The sequence below is a fragment of the Lederbergia graminis genome (genome assembly GCF_042655485.1).
In the GTDB taxonomy this organism is placed as follows: Bacteria; Bacillota; Bacilli; order Bacillales; family Bacillaceae_C; genus Lederbergia; species Lederbergia graminis.
This window is the reverse complement of sequence record NZ_JBHSMC010000020.1, coordinates 1-18,975: the sequence shown is the minus strand read 5'-3', so window position 1 is coordinate 18,975 and position 18,975 is coordinate 1. Positions and strand designations below refer to the sequence as shown.

General features: G+C 38.4%; 14 protein-coding genes and 1 pseudogene. 12 read left to right on the top strand and 3 right to left on the bottom strand.

What is annotated here, in order from left to right; genetic code table 11:
- Positions 1-127 precede the first annotated feature (127 nt).
- From ACFPM4_RS14445 to ACFPM4_RS14420, 6 genes and pseudogenes are all read left to right on the top strand, one after another.
- Positions 128-952: pseudogene (locus ACFPM4_RS14445) on the top strand (glycosyltransferase); the annotation flags it as partial.
- A gap of 78 nt (positions 953-1,030) precedes the next feature.
- Complete coding sequence (locus ACFPM4_RS14440; RefSeq protein ID WP_382353717.1) at positions 1,031-1,519, top strand: NUDIX hydrolase; 489 nt, start codon at positions 1,031-1,033, stop codon at positions 1,517-1,519.
- A gap of 444 nt (positions 1,520-1,963) precedes the next feature.
- A complete protein-coding gene (locus ACFPM4_RS14435; protein ID WP_382353043.1) occupies positions 1,964-3,253 on the top strand; it encodes a UDP-glucose dehydrogenase family protein in 1,290 nt (429 codons plus the stop codon).
- On the top strand, positions 3,250-4,197 hold the full coding sequence (locus tag ACFPM4_RS14430; protein ID WP_382353040.1) for an NAD-dependent epimerase/dehydratase family protein: 948 nt from the start codon (positions 3,250-3,252) through the stop codon (positions 4,195-4,197). Before ACFPM4_RS14435 ends, ACFPM4_RS14430 begins: the two co-directional genes overlap by 4 nt.
- Positions 4,198-4,393: 196 nt before the next feature.
- Positions 4,394-4,762, top strand: coding sequence for a hypothetical protein (locus ACFPM4_RS14425; RefSeq protein WP_382353037.1), 369 nt, complete (start codon positions 4,394-4,396; stop codon positions 4,760-4,762).
- Positions 4,763-4,985: 223 nt separating this feature from the next.
- A complete protein-coding gene (locus ACFPM4_RS14420) occupies positions 4,986-5,990 on the top strand; it encodes a DUF3231 family protein (protein WP_382353034.1) in 1,005 nt (334 codons plus the stop codon).
- Positions 5,991-6,059: 69 nt separating this feature from the next.
- Here the strand turns inward: ACFPM4_RS14420 and ACFPM4_RS14415 are convergent, their stop codons facing one another.
- Positions 6,060-6,623 carry a GNAT family N-acetyltransferase gene (locus ACFPM4_RS14415; protein WP_382353031.1) on the bottom strand — a complete coding sequence of 188 codons (564 nt, stop codon included), beginning with the start codon at positions 6,621-6,623 and terminating at the stop codon, positions 6,060-6,062.
- Positions 6,624-6,780: 157 nt separating this feature from the next.
- Here ACFPM4_RS14415 and ACFPM4_RS14410 point away from each other — a divergent pair, with 157 nt between their 5' ends.
- Positions 6,781-7,839 (top strand): glycoside hydrolase family 53 protein, encoded by a 1,059-nt coding sequence (locus tag ACFPM4_RS14410; protein WP_382353028.1) that lies wholly within the window; start codon positions 6,781-6,783, stop codon positions 7,837-7,839.
- 79 nt (positions 7,840-7,918) lie between these two features.
- On the opposite strand, the gene ACFPM4_RS14405 is transcribed toward ACFPM4_RS14410, so the two are convergent.
- The gene (locus tag ACFPM4_RS14405; protein WP_382353025.1) at positions 7,919-8,656 is read right to left on the bottom strand and encodes a response regulator transcription factor; all 738 of its coding nucleotides are present in this window, start codon (positions 8,654-8,656) and stop codon (positions 7,919-7,921) included.
- The gene (locus tag ACFPM4_RS14400) at positions 8,646-10,379 is read right to left on the bottom strand and encodes a sensor histidine kinase (protein ID WP_382353022.1); all 1,734 of its coding nucleotides are present in this window, start codon (positions 10,377-10,379) and stop codon (positions 8,646-8,648) included. The genes ACFPM4_RS14405 and ACFPM4_RS14400 overlap by 11 nt, the downstream gene beginning before the upstream one ends.
- A 346-nt stretch (positions 10,380-10,725) precedes the next feature.
- Between ACFPM4_RS14400 and ACFPM4_RS14395 the strand changes: the two genes are divergently transcribed.
- The 5 genes from ACFPM4_RS14395 (at position 10,726) to ACFPM4_RS14375 (ending at position 18,862) form a co-directional block, all read left to right on the top strand.
- Positions 10,726-11,589 (top strand): ABC transporter permease, encoded by an 864-nt coding sequence (locus ACFPM4_RS14395; RefSeq protein ID WP_382353019.1) that lies wholly within the window; start codon positions 10,726-10,728, stop codon positions 11,587-11,589.
- Positions 11,590-11,595: 6 nt separating this feature from the next.
- Positions 11,596-12,495: a carbohydrate ABC transporter permease gene (locus ACFPM4_RS14390; RefSeq protein WP_382353016.1), complete on the top strand. Its 900-nt coding sequence runs from the start codon at positions 11,596-11,598 to the stop codon at positions 12,493-12,495.
- A gap of 38 nt (positions 12,496-12,533) precedes the next feature.
- A complete protein-coding gene (locus tag ACFPM4_RS14385; protein WP_382353013.1) occupies positions 12,534-14,096 on the top strand; it encodes a type 2 periplasmic-binding domain-containing protein in 1,563 nt (520 codons plus the stop codon).
- Positions 14,097-14,182: 86 nt separating this feature from the next.
- Positions 14,183-16,516, top strand: a complete 2,334-nt coding sequence (locus ACFPM4_RS14380) for a beta-galactosidase (RefSeq protein ID WP_382353010.1) — start codon at positions 14,183-14,185, stop codon at positions 16,514-16,516.
- 198 nt (positions 16,517-16,714) lie between these two features.
- Entirely contained in the window at positions 16,715-18,862 is a 2,148-nt protein-coding gene (locus ACFPM4_RS14375) for an ATP-dependent helicase (RefSeq protein ID WP_382353007.1), read from the top strand.
- Positions 18,863-18,975 lie beyond the last annotated feature (113 nt).

Below are 18,975 nucleotides of genomic sequence, written 5' to 3'. Positions count from 1 at the left end.
AAAAATTAAGACGCATCAACGATTTATATACAACCAAATTACAAAAATTAGCGATTATCATTCCATCGTAATTGGACCATTTGAAAATACACCAGATGCAGAATATCCATTCGAACATTACTACAATATGAATGAAATAGACGATTTGAACAGCTTTTTTGAAAAAGAAAATGTCATCGCCATTCATGCTCATCATGGAAGAGATGCGGTGGAGATACTCCCAGTTTGTATAGAACATAATATCCCTTTGATTGTTAGCATACGCGGACGTGATGGTTCAGCTAGACCAGAGATTTATGAGAGACATGTGAAAAGATATGCAAGCTTAGTGGAACATGGTGCACTTTTTTTACCAGTTTGCCAACATCTTGCGGAAGGATTAAAAGACTTAGGGTTTCCTGAAGATAAAATACATGTGTTACATGGTGGAATCGAGTTAAACCTTTACCCTTTTATGAAACGGACACTCCCGGAAGAAGGGGAAATCAGAATTTTATCAGTAGGAAGATTGGTCGAGAAAAAAGGATTTATTCCCCTTATAAAAGCTTTTCGATTAATTCACACAATGTATCCAAGAACAAGATTGCATATTATTGGCACAGGTGAAGATGAGAAAATAATAAATCGATTAATTAGACAGTATGATCTAGATGATGTTGTCATCCTTAAGGGTGTGATGGAATCCAAACAAGTAGCAAATGAATTAAGAAAAGCTCATATTTTTTGTCTTGCAAGTCAAACGGCTAGTAGCGGCGATGTCGAAGGAATTCCAAATGCTTTAAAAGAAGCGATGGCTAGCGGACTGCCTGTTGTTTCTACACAACATGCGGGAATACCCGAATTGATTACTCATATGCGTACGGGGTATCTTGCTCCTGAAAATAATGTTATCGAGATAGCAAAAGGGTTCCGATTTTTTATCGAACATCCAGAGGTGTGGGCAGATTTTACGAGAAGAGCGCGTGCAGTCATTGAGGAAAAATTTGATGTGAATAAACAAATTATCGAGCAACAAAGATTATATTCATTAATAAAAGAACCGGTAAGGAAAAAGAAAGGCTACGTGGAGGAATTACGCAAAATAGTAGGGAAAAGACCGCTTATACTAGTAGGTGCAAAAGTATTGGTATTTAATGAACATGGACATATTTTACTACAAAATCGAACAGACACGAATAAATGGGGATTACCTGGTGGTCTAATGGAATTAGGTGAATCTTTAGAGGAAACAGCAGTACGGGAAGTTCAAGAAGAAACGGGATTAGAAATTGCCGAATTACAGCTTGTGAAAATTTTATCTGGTAAGGACTATTTTATTAAGCTTCCGAATGGAGATCCATTTTATTCTGTAAACACCATTTATACAACGAATACGATTGTTGGAGGAACGTTACAAGCAGATGGGGTGGAAGGGACGGATGTTCAATTCTTTCCAATCGATCAGCTCCCTCCAGACATTAATCCGCAAATTAAAGATGAAATTGATGCTTATATGAAAACGAAAAGCAATGAACAATAAAATCCACACCGAAGAAAGTCAAAGTGAATTCACTTTGACTTTTTTTATTTTAGGCTCTGTTATAGTTCATTGTTGTTAACAACTTAGTTGATTGTAGCGGATGTACACGAGACTCCTGCGGGAACAGCACGAGCCGAAGATCCAGGTTTTCTGTGCCAAGTTAGCTGAGGCCGTGCTCGCGGAAAGCGAGTGTACAGAAGCGAAAATCAACAACAGAGTTTAACAGAGCTTTTAATTTAAAAAATTTCCTCCAAACATCCTAGCACTGATCCCTTTGTCTAGTGAATGAAAACAAATCCTACATTCGTCTTCCAAAATAGACGATAGCACTTACAAAAATACCAAGCTATTCATTTATTAATAAGAAAGGATAAGAAGATATAAATCCAACCTAATCAATCTTTTTCTTTGAAAATAAAAGTTCTGGAAAGGGGATTTTTTTTTATGAATGTTTGCGTGATTGGCGCAGGATATGTAGGCTTAACGACAGCTGCCGTTCTATCCGATATCGGTAATCATGTTATCTGTGTCGATCTTGATATGAAAAAAGTAGAATCATTAAGAAAAGGTTCTATCCCTATATTTGAACCTAATCTACAAGAAATTGTCTTGAAAAATAAACAAAGATTGAGTTTTACAAACGACCTAGGAACAGCTTTGGAAAACGCTGAAATGGTTATCGTTGCTGTTGGTACTCCACCATTGCCTGATGGTAGTTCCAATTTAAGTTATCTTTACTCAGCTGTTTTTAGCATGATGAAATATGCTACTTCCCATAAGATTATTATGATTAAAAGTACAGTACCACCTGGAACAAATGAAGCGATATATCAATCTCTTATCGATCAAGGCTACAATTCTAATCAATTTACCCTCGTTTCAAATCCAGAATTTTTACGGGAAGGGTCTGCCGTGTATGATATGCTTCACCCTGATCGGATTGTCGTTGGGTTGCATGAAGAAAATCCAGCTATTATTCAAAAAGTGAAGGAATTATATCATGGGATTCATGCACCTTTTATTATTACGAATTATTCAGGGGCAGAACTGATTAAGTACGCCTCCAATGCCTTCCTAGCTACGAAAATTTCTTTTATTAATGAGATGGCCCGAATTTGTGAAATGTTCGGGGCGGACATCACGCATATTGCGGAAGGGATTGGTTCCGACGCAAGAATAGGTTATTCCTTTCTCCAAGCCGGCATAGGATATGGCGGTTCTTGTTTTCCGAAAGACTTACAATCGCTTAGTTTCGTCGCGAAGGAAAAAAACATAACACCTCACATATTAGATGCCACTCAAAAAGTAAATGACACACAAATGGATTTCTATGTAAATAAAATTATGGATGTTTTTCCAGATTTATCCTCTTTGAAGATCGCGATGTTAGGAATTGCCTTTAAGGCCGATACAGACGATATCCGTGAATCACGAGCAATTGAATTTATTAAAAAACTAAATCAATTAGGATGTACCGTTCATGCATATGATCCTAAGGCGCAGTTGCCAAACGAATTAACGGTAGACAATCAACAACATCCTAATTTACAAGATACATTGAAAGATGCGGACATCACGATTGTTGCCACGGGCTGGAAAGAATTTTTAACGATGGATTGGATGCAAGCAAAACAACTAATGCGTGGAAACACCATTGTCGATGCGAGGAATTGTTTAGATAAAGATTTATTAGAAAGCTATGGATTTCAATACATTGGGGTTGGTAGAGGATGAAAATACTTGTAACTGGTTGCGCAGGTTTTATCGGATCGCATTTATGTGAGCATTTATTAAAGCAGAAAAATCATGAAGTGATCGGTATAGATTGTTTGATCGGACCAACACCTCCACCATTAAAGCTGATCAATATGCAAAATTTAGAGAAGCACCCACGTTTTCAATTTATACAAGCAAATCTGCTACAGGTTGATCTGACACAGCTTTTGCAAGATGTGGATGTTGTCTATCACTTAGCGGGAATTCCTGGAGTTAGAGCGAGCTGGGGAGCAGATTTTCTACCTTATGCTGAAAATAACATTATTGTAACGCAGCGGCTACTGGAAGCTGCAAAGTCATCCAAGATTACAAAATTCATCTACGCCTCTACTTCTTCTATATATGGTAATAAACATGGCATGGTACAAGAGGACCTGCTCCCTGAACCACTATCCCCATATGGAGTAACAAAGCTTTCTGGGGAGCATCTTTGCAACGTATATGAAAAGAATTTCGATGTACCAGTTACGGTTTTACGCTACTTTACCGTTTATGGTCCAAGACAGCGACCTGATATGGCGTTTCACCGCTTTATCAAACAAATACTGCGAAATGAACCTTTAACACTTTTCGGTGACGGTACACAGTCACGTGACTTCACATACGTTGATGATTGCGTTCTTGGTACTGCCGCTGTCATGAGCAAGGAAAATACAGTTGGCAAGACGTTTAATATTGGCGGATTGGAACGGGCAACAATTAATGAGATAATCGCATTATTAGAGGAACTGACAAATCAAAAAGCGAACATAACCTATTTGGAAAAATCAATCGGGGAACCGAAACATACGCACGCGGATATCTCCCATGCGCAAACAATTTTAGGATATTCCCCAACAACATCATTGCGAGAAGGATTAGCGAAAGAAATAGAATATATACGAACTATTTTAAAAGAGTAGGGTTAGGAGCTTTTTTGGGTGAGGTTTGATTTGCATATGGGCATGAATTAGTTGTGGGCATCTTTACGTTGAAAGTATGTCATTTCGATTTTCCTTTTAAAAATAAAGTATTGCAATCTTAACTCTAAATGCCAATTTACACATATAATAAAAGGAGATAGTCATACTTCTTACCTATGTAAAGGGAGGACTCACAATGAAAGTGAGAAAATTTTTCACAGTCGGTTCCATTGTTTTTATTCTTTCTTTTTTACTTTTATTTTTCGGAGTTAAAGTAATGTTAGATCAAGATGTGACAGGGCAAAATATCTTGGCATACGCCATTCTTTCGATTATATTTGGTGGAATTTCAGGAGCGGCTTATATATTGCGGATGAAGGCAACATTTTTCATCTTCCTTGCCGGTTTGATCATCGGCTTCACCATGATGTACACCCAATTCAGCAAAGACATGGATGGCTGGGGAGACCTAACAGGACTCATGTCCCTATTCTTCGCCGCAGGCATCGGCCTAATTGCCGGGGTGGTAGTACAAGGAATACTGCATCTTGTCAGGAAGAAATGATGTTTGGGTGGTGCCAGGCACCGGTACAATTCCGAATCTTTTGGGTGCCAGGCACCGGAACGATTTAGAATGTTTTAAATTGTGCGGGTGCCAGGCACTTCCAGCCTATTGATATATGGGCTGGATTTTTTTGTTATCTCATCTTTATTTGCAAGGGGAGAAGGTCAGATTTGATATGTATTATTTACCTGCAGAGCGGCAAGATATGACAGAGGTGTTATATATGAAAGAAGTCAAAAAAGCACAAATAACTGCTGCGGAAATTGCTGCTCTTTGGACTCAATATATGAACGAGACAGCTAATCTGTATATTCATCGCCACATGCTGGAACATATAGAAGATAATGAAATTAAGAATATAATAGTATTTGCAGTCAACCTTGGAGAGAAACAAATTAATAAAATAAAGAGCTTTTTCAAAAGAGAAGGACATCCGATTCCTGTAGGATTTACGGATGATGATTACACGCCTCAATGCCCTAGGATGTTTTCCGATGATTACTGTTTAAATTACATTAATATAATGTCTCTACATGGCTGTCATGGATATAGTGCAGCAGTCACCACCTGTACGAGACAAGATATTCGTAGCTATTTTACCGACTGTTTGGAACAAGCTACAGCTCTTTGCAATCGAACGAAAGATCTATTGCTAAAAAAGGGATTGTATCATCGACCACCTTCTATTACCCCTGCTAAACAGGTTGAGTTTGTAAAAGACAATGATTTTCTCACTGGATGGCTGGGAGAAAAGCGGTCACTAAGTTGTATGGAGATTAGCGATATTTACTTCAATTTAAAGAAAAGCATATTCGCGAAGGCTTTCATCCTGGCTGCTCAACAGGTAGTAGGAGAAGGTTCTGCAAAGCGTTTGCTACAACAGGCACTAAAGATAAAAGAGAAACATATTCGCACCTTTTCAGATGTCATGATGAAAGAACACTTGCCGAGCCCACCTATTTGGGATGCAGAGATAACGGATTCGACTACCTCTCCATTTTCTGAAAAGCTTTGGATGTTTCAGGTGGGATTTCTACTTTCCACAGCACAATTCTATTACTCAACAGGGCTGGGATCTTCTCCAAGACGTGATTTAATAGCGAAATATACAATTACAATTACAGAGGTTTCTAAGGTAAGTGGTGATTGGATAAAAATAATGATCCAAAATCACTGGATGGAACAACCACCACTAGCGGAAAACAGAAAACAATTAGCGGATAAATGATTGGGTGCCTGGCACCGGAACAATTCGGAATCTTTCTGGTGCCAGGCACCAAAACGATTTAGAATGTTTTTAATTGTACGGGTGCCAGGCACTTGTGAAAAGGCACTTGTGAAATATGATAAATTGGCATGGAAGGGCGAGCATTTGTGCTAATTCTGGTATGGAATCTGCGACAGAGTCTGTTTGTACTGGTTGATAGCCTAAGCGCATATACCAGTTTCGCAAGAATTCTTTCGCGGGATGTGTACCTTCCTGTGGTACTAATAACTCTAGTTGCACTTTATGAAAACCTTCTTGTTGGAACTTCTCCTCTGCAAAACGGATTAAGTCTCGTCCAATTCCCATTCCTTGGTATTCCTCGTCCACTGCAAGCATGCCGAAACCAGCCGTTTCTTCATCGAGACGGTGAACACGAACACACCCAACGATTTTCCCCATGTATTGAGCAACCGCAAGCTCACCGCTCCGAGCCAATTCTGCTATTTCTTCTACTGACGTTCGTTCTGCACCATCTAGCCACAACCCATCCTCTGATACGGCATACACGTGATTAACAATGCTCACAATCCGCTCCATATCCTCCATATTATGACTAGCCACTCTTGATAACATATGTATTTCTATAGATTGCATAAAACGTATCCTCCTTGGTGCCTGGCACCGGAATGATTTCAAATATTTAGAACTGTTTGGGTGCCTGGCACCTTAAACACCATTATAATATAAAGTAGGGTTTTTGGTTTAGGATAATTTCGGTGGCAATATTTTTTGAGGGTGAGGAGGCAGTAGTATGAGTGGTACATTTCTTAAAGGGGTAGATATTTCTTTTGTGGATGAGATTGAGGCAGAAGGTGGGAAGTTTTTTGATGCTGGGAGGGGAGTGGATGTTCTCGCACTATTGAAAGAATCCGGCATCAATTCCATCAGATTGCGATTATGGAATAATCCGGAAGGGGGATATTGCAACCTAGAACGAACAATCCAATTTGCAAAAAGAATTAAAGAACATGGCTTTCACTTTTTATTAGACTTTCACTACTCAGATTATTGGGCAGACCCTGGTAAACAAACGAAACCAAAGGAATGGGAAAACTACACATTCGCACAGCTTGTAGAGGCAGTACGCGATTTTACAAGGCACACGATTCACTCCCTGAAACTGGAAGATGTGTTACCGGATATGGTGCAAATCGGCAATGAGATCATTAATGGCATGCTTTGGGATGAAGGGAGAGTAATGGATGACGGTTTCGATACGGATGAGCAATGGGAAAATCTCGCCCAATTAATCAAAGCAGGCATGACTGGTTTGCAAGATGCGATCACAAAAGAAGACAAAGTTACGACAATGATTCATATCGATCGTGGTGGAGATAACGAAAAAAGCAGAAAGTTTTTCGATCGGATGTCACTGCTAAAAGTTGAATACGATATAATTGGTCTTTCGTATTATCCATGGTGGCATGGAAGTTTACAAGATTTAGAGCATAACCTTCATGACCTAGCGGATCGTTATAAGAAGGATATCATTGTAGTGGAGGTCGCTTATCCTTGGACATTGTCATCCGATGACGTAAACTTACCATTTATTTTTAATTCCAAGGAGCAACTATTAGAGGGCTATCCAGCAACTGTCGAAGGACAAGCTAAGTATTTGAAAGACTTAATCACCATCATTCAACAAACGCCAAATCAACATGGTGTCGGGGTATATTATTGGGAGCCTTGTTGGATTCCATCTAAAAAACAATGGTCTGTAGGACATGATAATAATTGGGCTAACTTAACGCTGTTTGATTTTAGAGGCAATAAGCTCGAGTCCTTAAATATTTTTAAAGAGATACATTAATATAGCTAGTGGCGGAACCGCCCGCTAACATACAACAAAGCTCTGCAGTTCACCTGATACTGCAGAGCTTCTTACACCATTACCGTACACCCGTTTTTCTAAAATCAGTGGGGGAGCAGCCTGCGTAATTTTTAAAGGCACGTGAAAAATGATAGATGTTCGAGTAGCCGACACGTTCCGATATCTCATTGATGCGATTGATCGGGTCGGTCAGTAGTTCTTTCGCTTTTTCCATTCGCACCTGCATCACATATTGTGAAAAACTCACATTTGCTTCCTCGCTAAAAAGCTTACTAAAGTAGGAATAATTCATATTTACGAGATTTGCAGCTTCAGAGAGTGTGATATTTCGGTCATAATGCTTACGGACATAATCCTTCACGATATTGATAATAGAGTTAGGAGAATGCCGCTCAGTTTCAAGATTTTCTCCCTCTTTCGTATGTAAATCTTTATAAATGCGAGTGAGCTGCTGATGAAGTTCTCCTGTATTAATAGGTTTTATTAAATAATCGAGCACCCCATATTTAAAAGCTTTTCGCACGAAAGCATAGTCATCAAAGGCACTTAATACAATGATTTTCGAATTACTTCCTACCTGTACAAGCTCTTGGATGAGTTCAATCCCATCCATTTTCGGCATACACACATCCGTAATAATGATGTCTGGTGCGGTTTCTTGCACGATGTTTTTTGCTTCCAAGCCATTTTCAGCATGTAAAATCGCTGCTAAAGGATGCTGTAATCGTCGTACTTTCGATTCAATCGATTGGCGAATGATTTTTTCATCATCTACAATAAGCAACTTATACAACATTCTCATCTCCTTCTTGAAATGGAATCTTTATGGTTACTTTTGTTCCTTCTTCAACTTCCTCATCGATGAAAACTCCGAACTCACTTCCAAAATACAACTTTATTCGTTTATTTACATTTTGAATTCCGATTCGCTCATAGTGATCCTCTTTCTGCTGAGGGGAGGATGCCAAGCTTTTATTAAGTGTGTGTCGCCTTTCCATCGGAATTCCTTTTCCGTTATCTGTGATTGTAAAGTACAGAATGTCCTCCACTTGTTCGACGGACATGAAGATTTGAAGCTCGCTACCTTCCATAAAACCATGCCTAATCGAGTTTTCCACAATTGGCTGGAAACTGAATTTTAATACCGTTACATCCCATAACTCCATCGAAATATTCGCTTCAAAACGAACTAAATCCTCGTATTTTAGCTTTTGCAAGTGAATGTATTGCTTCACATACTCTATTTCATGCCAAAGGCTGGTGTACATCGTGTTGTCCATGTTATAGCGCAGCATTTTACCAAAATCAGAAAAGGCATCCGATATTTCATAGAAACCAGATAACTCCGATTTTGCACTAAATAAACCGATTGTATTGTATATGAAATGCGGCTTTATTTGAGCTTGAAGTGCTTTAAGTTGTGCATCTTTTTGCATCGTTTCCTTTTGAATCATTTTTTGGATGAGATCATTTATTTGCATAATGAGCTTGTTGAAAATTTTCAACATAAGCCCTATTTCATCATGGCGATTCACTTCTAAAGGGACAAGCTTTCCATCTTTCGTAGATTTTTGCATATGCTCGATAGTTCGATTGATCGTGTTAAAAATGCGCTGTAAAACAAGATAGAAACTTAAAATTGCTAGTATGACAATAATGACGAATGTAAATAAAATGATGATTTGTTGGGAGTAAAAGGATATGACACTTTTAGAAACATAGACAAGATAAATATTTAAGTCTTCAACATGTTCAATGACATATTTGTACCCATTTTTATTATAAGATGTGGCGCTATTAACTGAGATGTTGTCTAACTGCTTCGAAGTGGGATTGCCATACAAAACTTTCTTGTTTGAATCCGTGATGAAGATATGTTCCTTATTCATTTCTGGGGTATCTAAGATGGAAAAAAGGTCATTTTTTTGAATATCAATCTTCGTTATGCCTAAATACACACCATTATCGGCATTGATTTTTTGAATGAGAGAAAATATTCCGTTACTACTGGTGCCTTTTTCATTCGCTAAATAAATCCAACGATTATCCGCATCCGATTCAATAAATGGCATATACCACTCTTCCTTATGAAGGCGATCCTCTTGATAAAAGGATCCGAAACCTTCGGGAATCGTCGGATTATTCATATAAACATATAAGTTATTCAAGTTGCCTCGTTGATATGTTTTCGCGTAATGGACGAGAGGACGTATGTTGGAATAATACATTTCATAGGAGCTAAAATCATCCTGTGAGTACGGTTCATACAGAAATCGTTTCAACGTGTAATTGAATGAAATATTAATCGATGTATTTTTTAACACACTCATCTTGCTTTCTATCGCATGCTTTACTTGTGTTAAAGTTTTCCTGGAGTTATTTTCAATCTCTGAGTTAATGAATTGATATGATTGGTGATAGGAATATAATGCGATTAAAATAAATGGGAGTAAGATTAGCAAGATATAGGAAAAAGTAATCTTTCCTTTTAAACTACTAAAATTTAATATGTTATTCATATCATTCGAACCCTCTATTTATGAAAGCGTTTTAATTATTGTAACATTTGTATCATCGTTGAGAAATAGCAATCCAAAAATATGATAAAGAATCCAAAAATAAGATATTTTAAAAGCTCATCTAATATACGAATTATCAGAACAGTGTTAGAATTTCCAAAAAGAAGATAAAGAATCCAAAATCGAGCTATTTTTATTATAGAAATAATCCTCCATAATAAAGAAAACGCTTTCTAAGGAGGGGATTAATATAAAAGGGAATGTCGAGTTAGCAAATCAACCGCCAAAGTTAGGGAAGAAAAAAGCGTCTTTTCATACATTAAAATCGCAACTAGCATTACAGAGTATGGTTTGGCCAGCTCTCCTATTTTTAGCTATTTTCGCTTACATCCCAATGTATGGGGTGATCATTGCTTTTAAAGAATACGATTTGTTTTTAGGTATTACAGATTCCCCTTGGGTTGGACTTGCTCATTTTAGAGAGTTTTTCGTTGATCCAAACTTTACAAATGTACTGAAAAATACGCTAGCGATTAATACATTATTGCTGTTTTTTGGTTTTCCAGCCCCAATCATCTTCGCACTATTATTAAATGAAATTATGAATAAGAGATTTAAAGCGTTTGTTCAAACGATTTCTTATTTACCACACTTTGTCTCCTGGGTTATATTTGGTGGCTTTATTATGAATGTATTATCTCCGACGAATGGTGTTATTAATATTTTGCTCATGAAAATGGGGATTGTCGAACAAGCGATCAACTTTATGGGAGAGGCACAATACTTCTGGTTTATTTTAGTCATCGGAGAGATGTTGAAAGGATTAGGGTGGGGAGCGATTATTTATATCGCCGCTATTTCAGGGGTTGATCCTCAGCTATATGAAGCAGCAACGATGGATGGCGCAGGTCGCTTCCAGAAAATGTGGTATATCACTTTACCTAGTATTCTTGGAACGGTCGTTATTATGTTTATTTTCGCGGTAAGTGCGATTTTAAGTACAGGTTTTGAACAAATCCTTGTGTTGCAAAATCCTCTTAACTTAGAAACGAGTGAAACACTTGATACTTATGTTTATAAAACTGGATTACAACAAATGAGATATTCCTATTCAACTGCGGTTGGATTGGCAAAATCTGTCGTAGCTTTAATTCTATTAATCGTTGCCAATTATCTCTCGAAGAAGATTACGGATAATAGTTTATTTTAAAGGAGGGTGGGATTATTGAAGATACGAACGGCTAAGGATATCGTTTTTGATACGTTTGTCATTGTTTTCATGTTAATCATTGTCATCTTAACGCTTGCTCCTTTCTGGTTTTCGATTGTTGGTTCTTTCAACAGTGGTCTAGATTATTTACGTGGTGGTGTCTTTCTATGGCCACGCGAATTTACCCTATCTAACTATAAAGCAGTATTCTCCGATATTACAATCTATAATGCCTATATTGTAACCGCGAGTAGAACTGTGATTGGAACGATTACATCTGTACTGTTTACCGCAATGATCGCGTACGGAATGTCTAGGAAAAACTTGAAATTTAAAGGCTATTACATGATTTTTATGATGATTACGATGTTTTTCGCGGGCGGTTTAGTACCTACTTATTTACTCTATCAAAAGTTAGGTCTTTTAAATAACTTCCTAGTCTACATCATTCCGGCTTTGTTTAATGTGTGGAACATGATTATCATGATGTCATTTTTTAGAACGATCCCAGAAACGTTAATTGAGTCGGCAAAAATGGATGGAGCAGGTGAATATCGAATTTTCTTCAGTTTCATCATTCCACTTTCGAAACCAGTATTAGCTGCCATCGCTTTGTTTAATGGGGTGTACCACTGGAATTCGTATTTCGATGCGATGATGTTTACGACTGATAAATCGCTACAAACAATTCAGTTATTTTTAATGCGAGTTGTGACAGATGCATCGTTCGCTCATTCGATGGGAGCGCAGGCTGCTGCGTTAATTCCGGAACAAGCGAAACAAATTAGTCCAGAAACATTGAAACTAGCAATGATGATTGCTACCACTCTTCCAATATTAGTAATCTATCCGTTTTTACAAAAGTATTTTGTGAAGGGTGTCATGATAGGTTCCATAAAAGAGTAGGCGTTTTTACAGAATAAATATAAAGGGAGGAAGAGGTATTGAAAAAAATAGTTTGGTTGTTGCTTACTGTCATAGTGGTTGGAGTTCTTTCTGGTTGTCTTGGGCAAAAGGATGACGCTTCTTCTAGCAGTGGGGACACGATTCGCTGGTTTGTTGATAGTGAATGGTATAGCAAGCAATGGGATGAAAAGAATGTAGCGTTAGACAAGCTGATTACAGAAGAAACGGGCCTAAGAATTGAGTTCATTTCCGGTAATGCGGAAAAATTAGGGGCGATGATTGCATCGAAAGATATTCCAGATGTCGTTACTGTATGGAATATTGCACCGCAAAGAAAAGTGTTAGAAAACTCAGGACTTGTAGCTCCACTTGATGAATTAATTAAGGAGCATGCACCAAATTTTGACGTCCCACAATCGGTTATTGATTGGTACAGCAATGAAGATGGGCACTTATATGGGTTACCAAACTATTTCTATGCAGAAGAACAACTCGAGTCTACGGAAAATTTACCAACACATACGAGTATAGTCGCTCGTAAAGACTTCATGGAACAATTAGGAATCGAACCGGAAGATTTTTCCACAAAGGCAGGAACGATTGCGGCTTTGAAAAAAGTGAAAGATGCGAAGTTAAAATATAACGGATTTGATGTCATTCCTGCTTATTATGATTTAACGAATATCATGCAATTCTTCGGAGCTCCATTAGAAGATAAAGAAGGAAATTATCAAGAGAAAATCCGTACTCCGGAGGCATTAGAGTCACTTCTATTTTTAAATGAATTATATCGTGAAGGATTGTTGCCACAAGATTCATTAACATTAACGGAACAACAGAAAGAGGAAAAGGTGAACGCAGGAAGTGTATTCTCGTTTACGAATTCGTTAATCACGTATGAAGGTCTTGCAGCTCAGGATCCAAAAGCATTATACGTTGCAGTAGGTCCAATTAAAGGAGATGCTGGCAACAAGATGTATTTTGATCCAAGTCCTATCTCTGGTTGGACATTGACAATGATAGGGGAAAACTCCAAGAAAAAAGCGGAGATTATTAAATTACTAGAGTTTTTATCAACGGAAGAAATGGTATTGAATGCACAATTTGGAGCAAAAGGCTACGCTTGGGAACCAGATGAGGATGGTAGAGTCGTATATAAAGAGGACTATCAGAAAGAGTTGGAAAAAGATCCGACACAAGCACGCATGAAATCAGGAGCAGACTCTTTGCCATGGTTAATTAACTGGATTTATGTAATGAGGGCTTCTCCAGAGCCAAAAACACCTTATGATATTGCGATTGCAGAAAAGGATGCGTATTTCGAGCAATTTTCTTTCTACTCTCTCGCGTTTGAAGCTACCAATACGCAAGGGGGAACAGAAGAAGGAAGTATCCAAACGAAAATTGATGATTACCGTAGCCAAATGACTGCAAAAATGGTAATGGCAAAATCAAGTGATGAAGTTAAATCGTTATACGATGAAATGTTAGAGCAGGAAGATAAACTAGGATACGATAAATTATATGAATATAAAAATAAAGCGTTTAAAGAAGCGAAGGAAAAGCTTGGTCTTGAATTTGCATGGCCAGGAAATCAGTAATAAGCGTGTGCTGAAGCTAATAGGGAAGGAGTGATTTCCCTATTAGTTTTCATGCTATGAATTTATGATAGATTGGGAGGATTAAGATGACGAACTATCGTATTGCAGTAAAAAATATTAAAAAGGATATATACCCAGCAAATACTACATTAGGTGGAACGAATAAGAATGGGGAAGATATCCGTTTTACGAACTATTATATGCTGAGAAATGGAGAATCCTTTTTCGGGATTTGTGGGGAGTTTCATTATAGCCGGTATCATTGTGAGCAATGGGAAGATGAAATTATTAAGATGAAAATGGGTGGCATCAATATTATCGCAACCTATATTTTTTGGAATCATCATGAGGAAGAACAAGGAAAATTTGTATGGGAAGGAAATAAAAACTTAAGAAGGTTTATTGAACTGTGCGGCAAGCATGGTGTGAATGTCATTATCCGCATTGGTCCATTTGATCACGGTGAAGTGAGAAATGGTGGTTTACCAGATTGGCTTTTTGGTAGACCGTTTGAATTGCGTGCTAATGATGAGGAATATTTAGTGTATGTGAAAAGATTATATAAGGAAATTAGTCATCAAGTACAAGGATTATTATTTAAAGATGGTGGGCCAATTATAGGAACTCAATTGGAAAATGAGCATCAGCATTCAGCAGCTCCATGGGAGATGACAACAGGTACTTCCAATGAATGGGTGACTGGCGGAAATGACGGAGAAGACCATATTAAAAGGCTAAAACAATTAGCGATCGAAGTTGGGATAGAGACACCAATTTACACGTGTACTGGATGGGGTGGGGCATCCGCTCCGATTGATGAAGTGCTGCCTTTATGGGGTGGCTATGCGTATTGGCCATGGATTTTCTATGGGGATGTGAAGGAGCATCCAGCAACTCCAGAATATATTTTCCGAGATTTTCATAATAACGAAAAAGAAAATTACGGCTTTGAAGCTAGATATGATACTGAAAGTATTCCATTTGCATGTGCGGAAATGGGTGGAGGAATGACGGTATTTTACAAATATAGGTTCAAGCTCCCGTTTGCGAGTGTAGATGCGATGTCGGAAATGAAGGTGGCTGGTGGCTGTAACTTCGTAGGGTATTATATGTTTCACGGCGGATCGAATCCAAAAGGGAAGAAAACACCTTTTTTAAATGAGACTGCAACACCTAAAATTTCGTACGACTACCAAGCTGCGATCGGGGAATTTGGTCAAATTAGAGAATCGTATAAACGGTTGAAACGACAACATTATTTTTATAAAGATTTTGAGGATATTTTTAGTAAAACGAAGACCGTTCTACCAGAAGGTGCCGATGCGATAGATCCGCATGATGTGGAAACATTACGATATGCGGTAAGGGCGGATGGAAATTCAGGATTTATTTTTATTAATAATTTCCAAGACCATGTGGAAATGAACGACCAGAACGAATTCTCTATTACGCTATCGTTGGACGAGGAAGAATTAAGGGTGCCTAAGCGGGATTCTATTTCGTTAGCAAAGGATACGTGCTGCATTTTACCGTATAACTTGGATTTAAATGGCTGCACGCTGAAGTATTCCACGACGCAATTAATTACAAAGCTAGAACATGATGGCGAAATGTATTATTTCTTTTTTATGCCTAAGGGAATGAGTGGGGAGTATAGTTTTGATGCGACCGAGATCGAGAAAATTCAGATTGATGGTGGTACAGTGGAGGAAGTCGAAGGTCATACGATTTTGAAGGTACATGAACATGCAATGAGCACGATAAAGCTAATATCCAGCGCTGGTGAAAAAATAAATATTTGCACGATAACGGAAGAAGATGCTTTGAATTTTTGGAAGTTTACGTTTAAGGGGAAAGAGCAAATCGTCATCACGAATGCGAACGTATTAGTCGATGAAGATCATGTAAGATTGGAATATACTGGTTCGGATGATATCGAAATGAAGGTGTTCCCTCATGAGAGTGGTGGATTTACGGCAAATGGGAAGGTATTAGAGGAAAAAGCAGGTGGAGGCTTGTTTAAACAGTATCAAATTCCAATTTCTCCTCGTACGGTTAACCTTGATGTGACAATGGTGAAGGAAAATAAAGCGAAAATTAATGTTAGGGCGGAAGACTTTGAGGATGTGAAAGAACTTCTGCTTCAAATTGATTATGTAGGAGATATAGGATACGCGTTTATTGATGGAGAGCTGATTCACGATAATTTCTGTAACAATGACACATGGGATGTTGGATTAAAAGCACACGAAAAAGAACTCGTTGAAAAAGGGATGTACGTGTACATATCCCCAATCAAAGGAGACAGCTTCGTCAAAAGCGACTCCCCAATGGCCGCAAGAACCGAAATAGCCCAAAACCAAATAGCCCAAATCCAATCCATGCAAGCTACCCCTGTACGAGAAATCAGAATATTCTAGGTGCCAGGCACCCGAACAATTTAGAAATTTCCTAATGTTTCGGGTGCCAGGCACTTTTTTGATTTCTGAAGTGGATGGGTAGTATTATAGAGAAAGAGATGTTTCGGTGCCAAGATGTTTCGGTGCCAGGCACCGGCACCATTAGGAATGTTTGGAATTGTACGGGTGCCAGGCACCGTGGAGGAAGGAGGGACCCCTATGGTGGATTTTTTTAGGAGGAAGGAAGAGGAGCTAGGGGTACGTCTTAATGATGTGCAGAGGCAGGCTGTTCTTCAGACGGAGGGGCCACTTCTATTGTTAGCTTCACCGGGTTCTGGGAAAACGACGACGATTATTATGAGAATTGGTTTTATAATAGAAGAAAAGGGTGTAGATCCTTCTAACATCAAGGCGGTTACGTTCAGCAAGGCGTCCGCGAAAGACATGGAGGAGCGGTTTGCACGCTTTTTCCCACAATTACAACCAGTGGATTTCTCTACAATACATAGTTTTGCGTTTCAAATAGTACGAGAATATTTTTATAAAACACGTACCCACTTTCATATTATTGAAGGTACAATGGATGCAGATAATCAACATCTCCATAAGAACATGATTTTACGGAATTTGTTTAAGTCGCTCACAGGCGAGAACATTACCGAAGACCAGATGGACGAGCTGACGACTTTCATCAGTTATGTGAAAAATAAAATGCTTCCTCCCGAAAAATGGAATTCTGTTTCTTGCGATGTCCCAAAAGCGGTGCAAATTGTCACTAAATACGAGGCGTTCAAACGCATCAACCCGGGCAAGCTATTAATCGATTATGATGATATGTTAACGATCGGGAATGAAGTACTCGAGAAAGATTCTCACATTCTGCGAAAATATCAACAAAAATTCCATTATGTGTTAACGGATGAAAGTCAGGACACCTCACTTGTTCAGCATGCCATCATGGAAAAGCTCGTGAAGACACACGGAAATCTATGTGTGGTGGCTGATGATGATCAATCGATTTATAGTTGGAGAGGGGCGGAGCCTTCGTATTTACTAGATTTTAAAAAGGTATATCCAAACGCTGTAACGCTGTTTATGGAGCAAAATTATCGCTCATCTAAAGAGATTGTGGACACGGCGAATCAGTTTATTAAAAGAAATAAACATCGTTACGAGAAGAATATGTTCACGAATAATCCTACAGCGGAACCGATCAAAATTATCGACTTTCAAGATTACAACGAGCAATCTAACTACTTAGTGAAGGAAATTAAGGACATCGAAAACCTGCGAGAAGTAGCTGTGTTGTTCCGGAATAACTCTTCTTCGATTACACTCATGAACAAGTTTGACCGGGCTGGCATTCCGTTTTATATGAAAGATGCCGATAACCGCTTTTTCTCGCATTGGGTTGTCGAGGATATACTTAATTTTATGAGGATGTCTTTTACCGATAAGCGTCCTGATATATTAGAAAAAATTCATACGAAGTTTGATGCGTATATTACGAAGCAGCAGATGGAAGCTGTAAAAAGGATCGCGAATCACGATTCTGTGTTTGATAATTTACTGAAGTTTGTCCCTGTTCAGGATTATCAAGTGAAGAAGATCCAGTTATGTAAAAAGCTATTTCAAGAAATGAACGGGATGACCCCAGTTCGTGCAATTAAGCTCATTCGTGAAAAGCTTGGCTATGAAAAAGCGATTGATAAAATGTGTGAGCGCCTTGGTTTTCGCAAGGACTATTTAATTGGGATATTAAACACGCTCGAGGATATTGCCAAGCATCTAAAAACATTAGAAGAATTTGCGAATCGATTAACGTATTTGAAAAACGTAATGCAACAAGCGAAACATAAAAAAGGGCAAAATGCAGTTACGTTCTCGACGTTTCATAGTTCCAAAGGGTTAGAGTTTGAAAAGGTGTATATGATTGATTGCGTGAGTGGAGTCATCCCATCAAAAGAAGACCGAGCTTCCGGTAATTTAATGGAAGAAGCAACTCGTTTATTTTATGTAGGGATGACAAGAGCAAAGAAAAAGCTTGAACTGCTTACATATCGAAATCGAGATGGGAACGAAACCGAAGTATCAGAATTTGTAGTGCATGTGAAAAACATCTTGAATCCTCCAACTAAGAGAGAGGTGGAACAAAAAGTAAAGAGTGGCAAAGTGCCATTCAACCCGAACGCGATCCAAGCAAAAGAAGAAATAACTGAAGGGAAAATCGTTAAACACCGTGTGTTCGGAACAGGAACCATCGCACATGTAGATACCGACAAATTTACGATAAAATTCCCAACTAAAGAAAAAACCCTACTCATCGACACGTGCCTAAACATGGGCCTAATCGAAGCAGTAGAATAAATTGTTTCGGTGCCAGTGGTCGACCCCCTTATAATGGACACTAGAAATGTTACAATTGTTTAATAATGCTTTTCTGGGGAGTGACCAAGTTTGAAAAACAAAAATGAAACAAG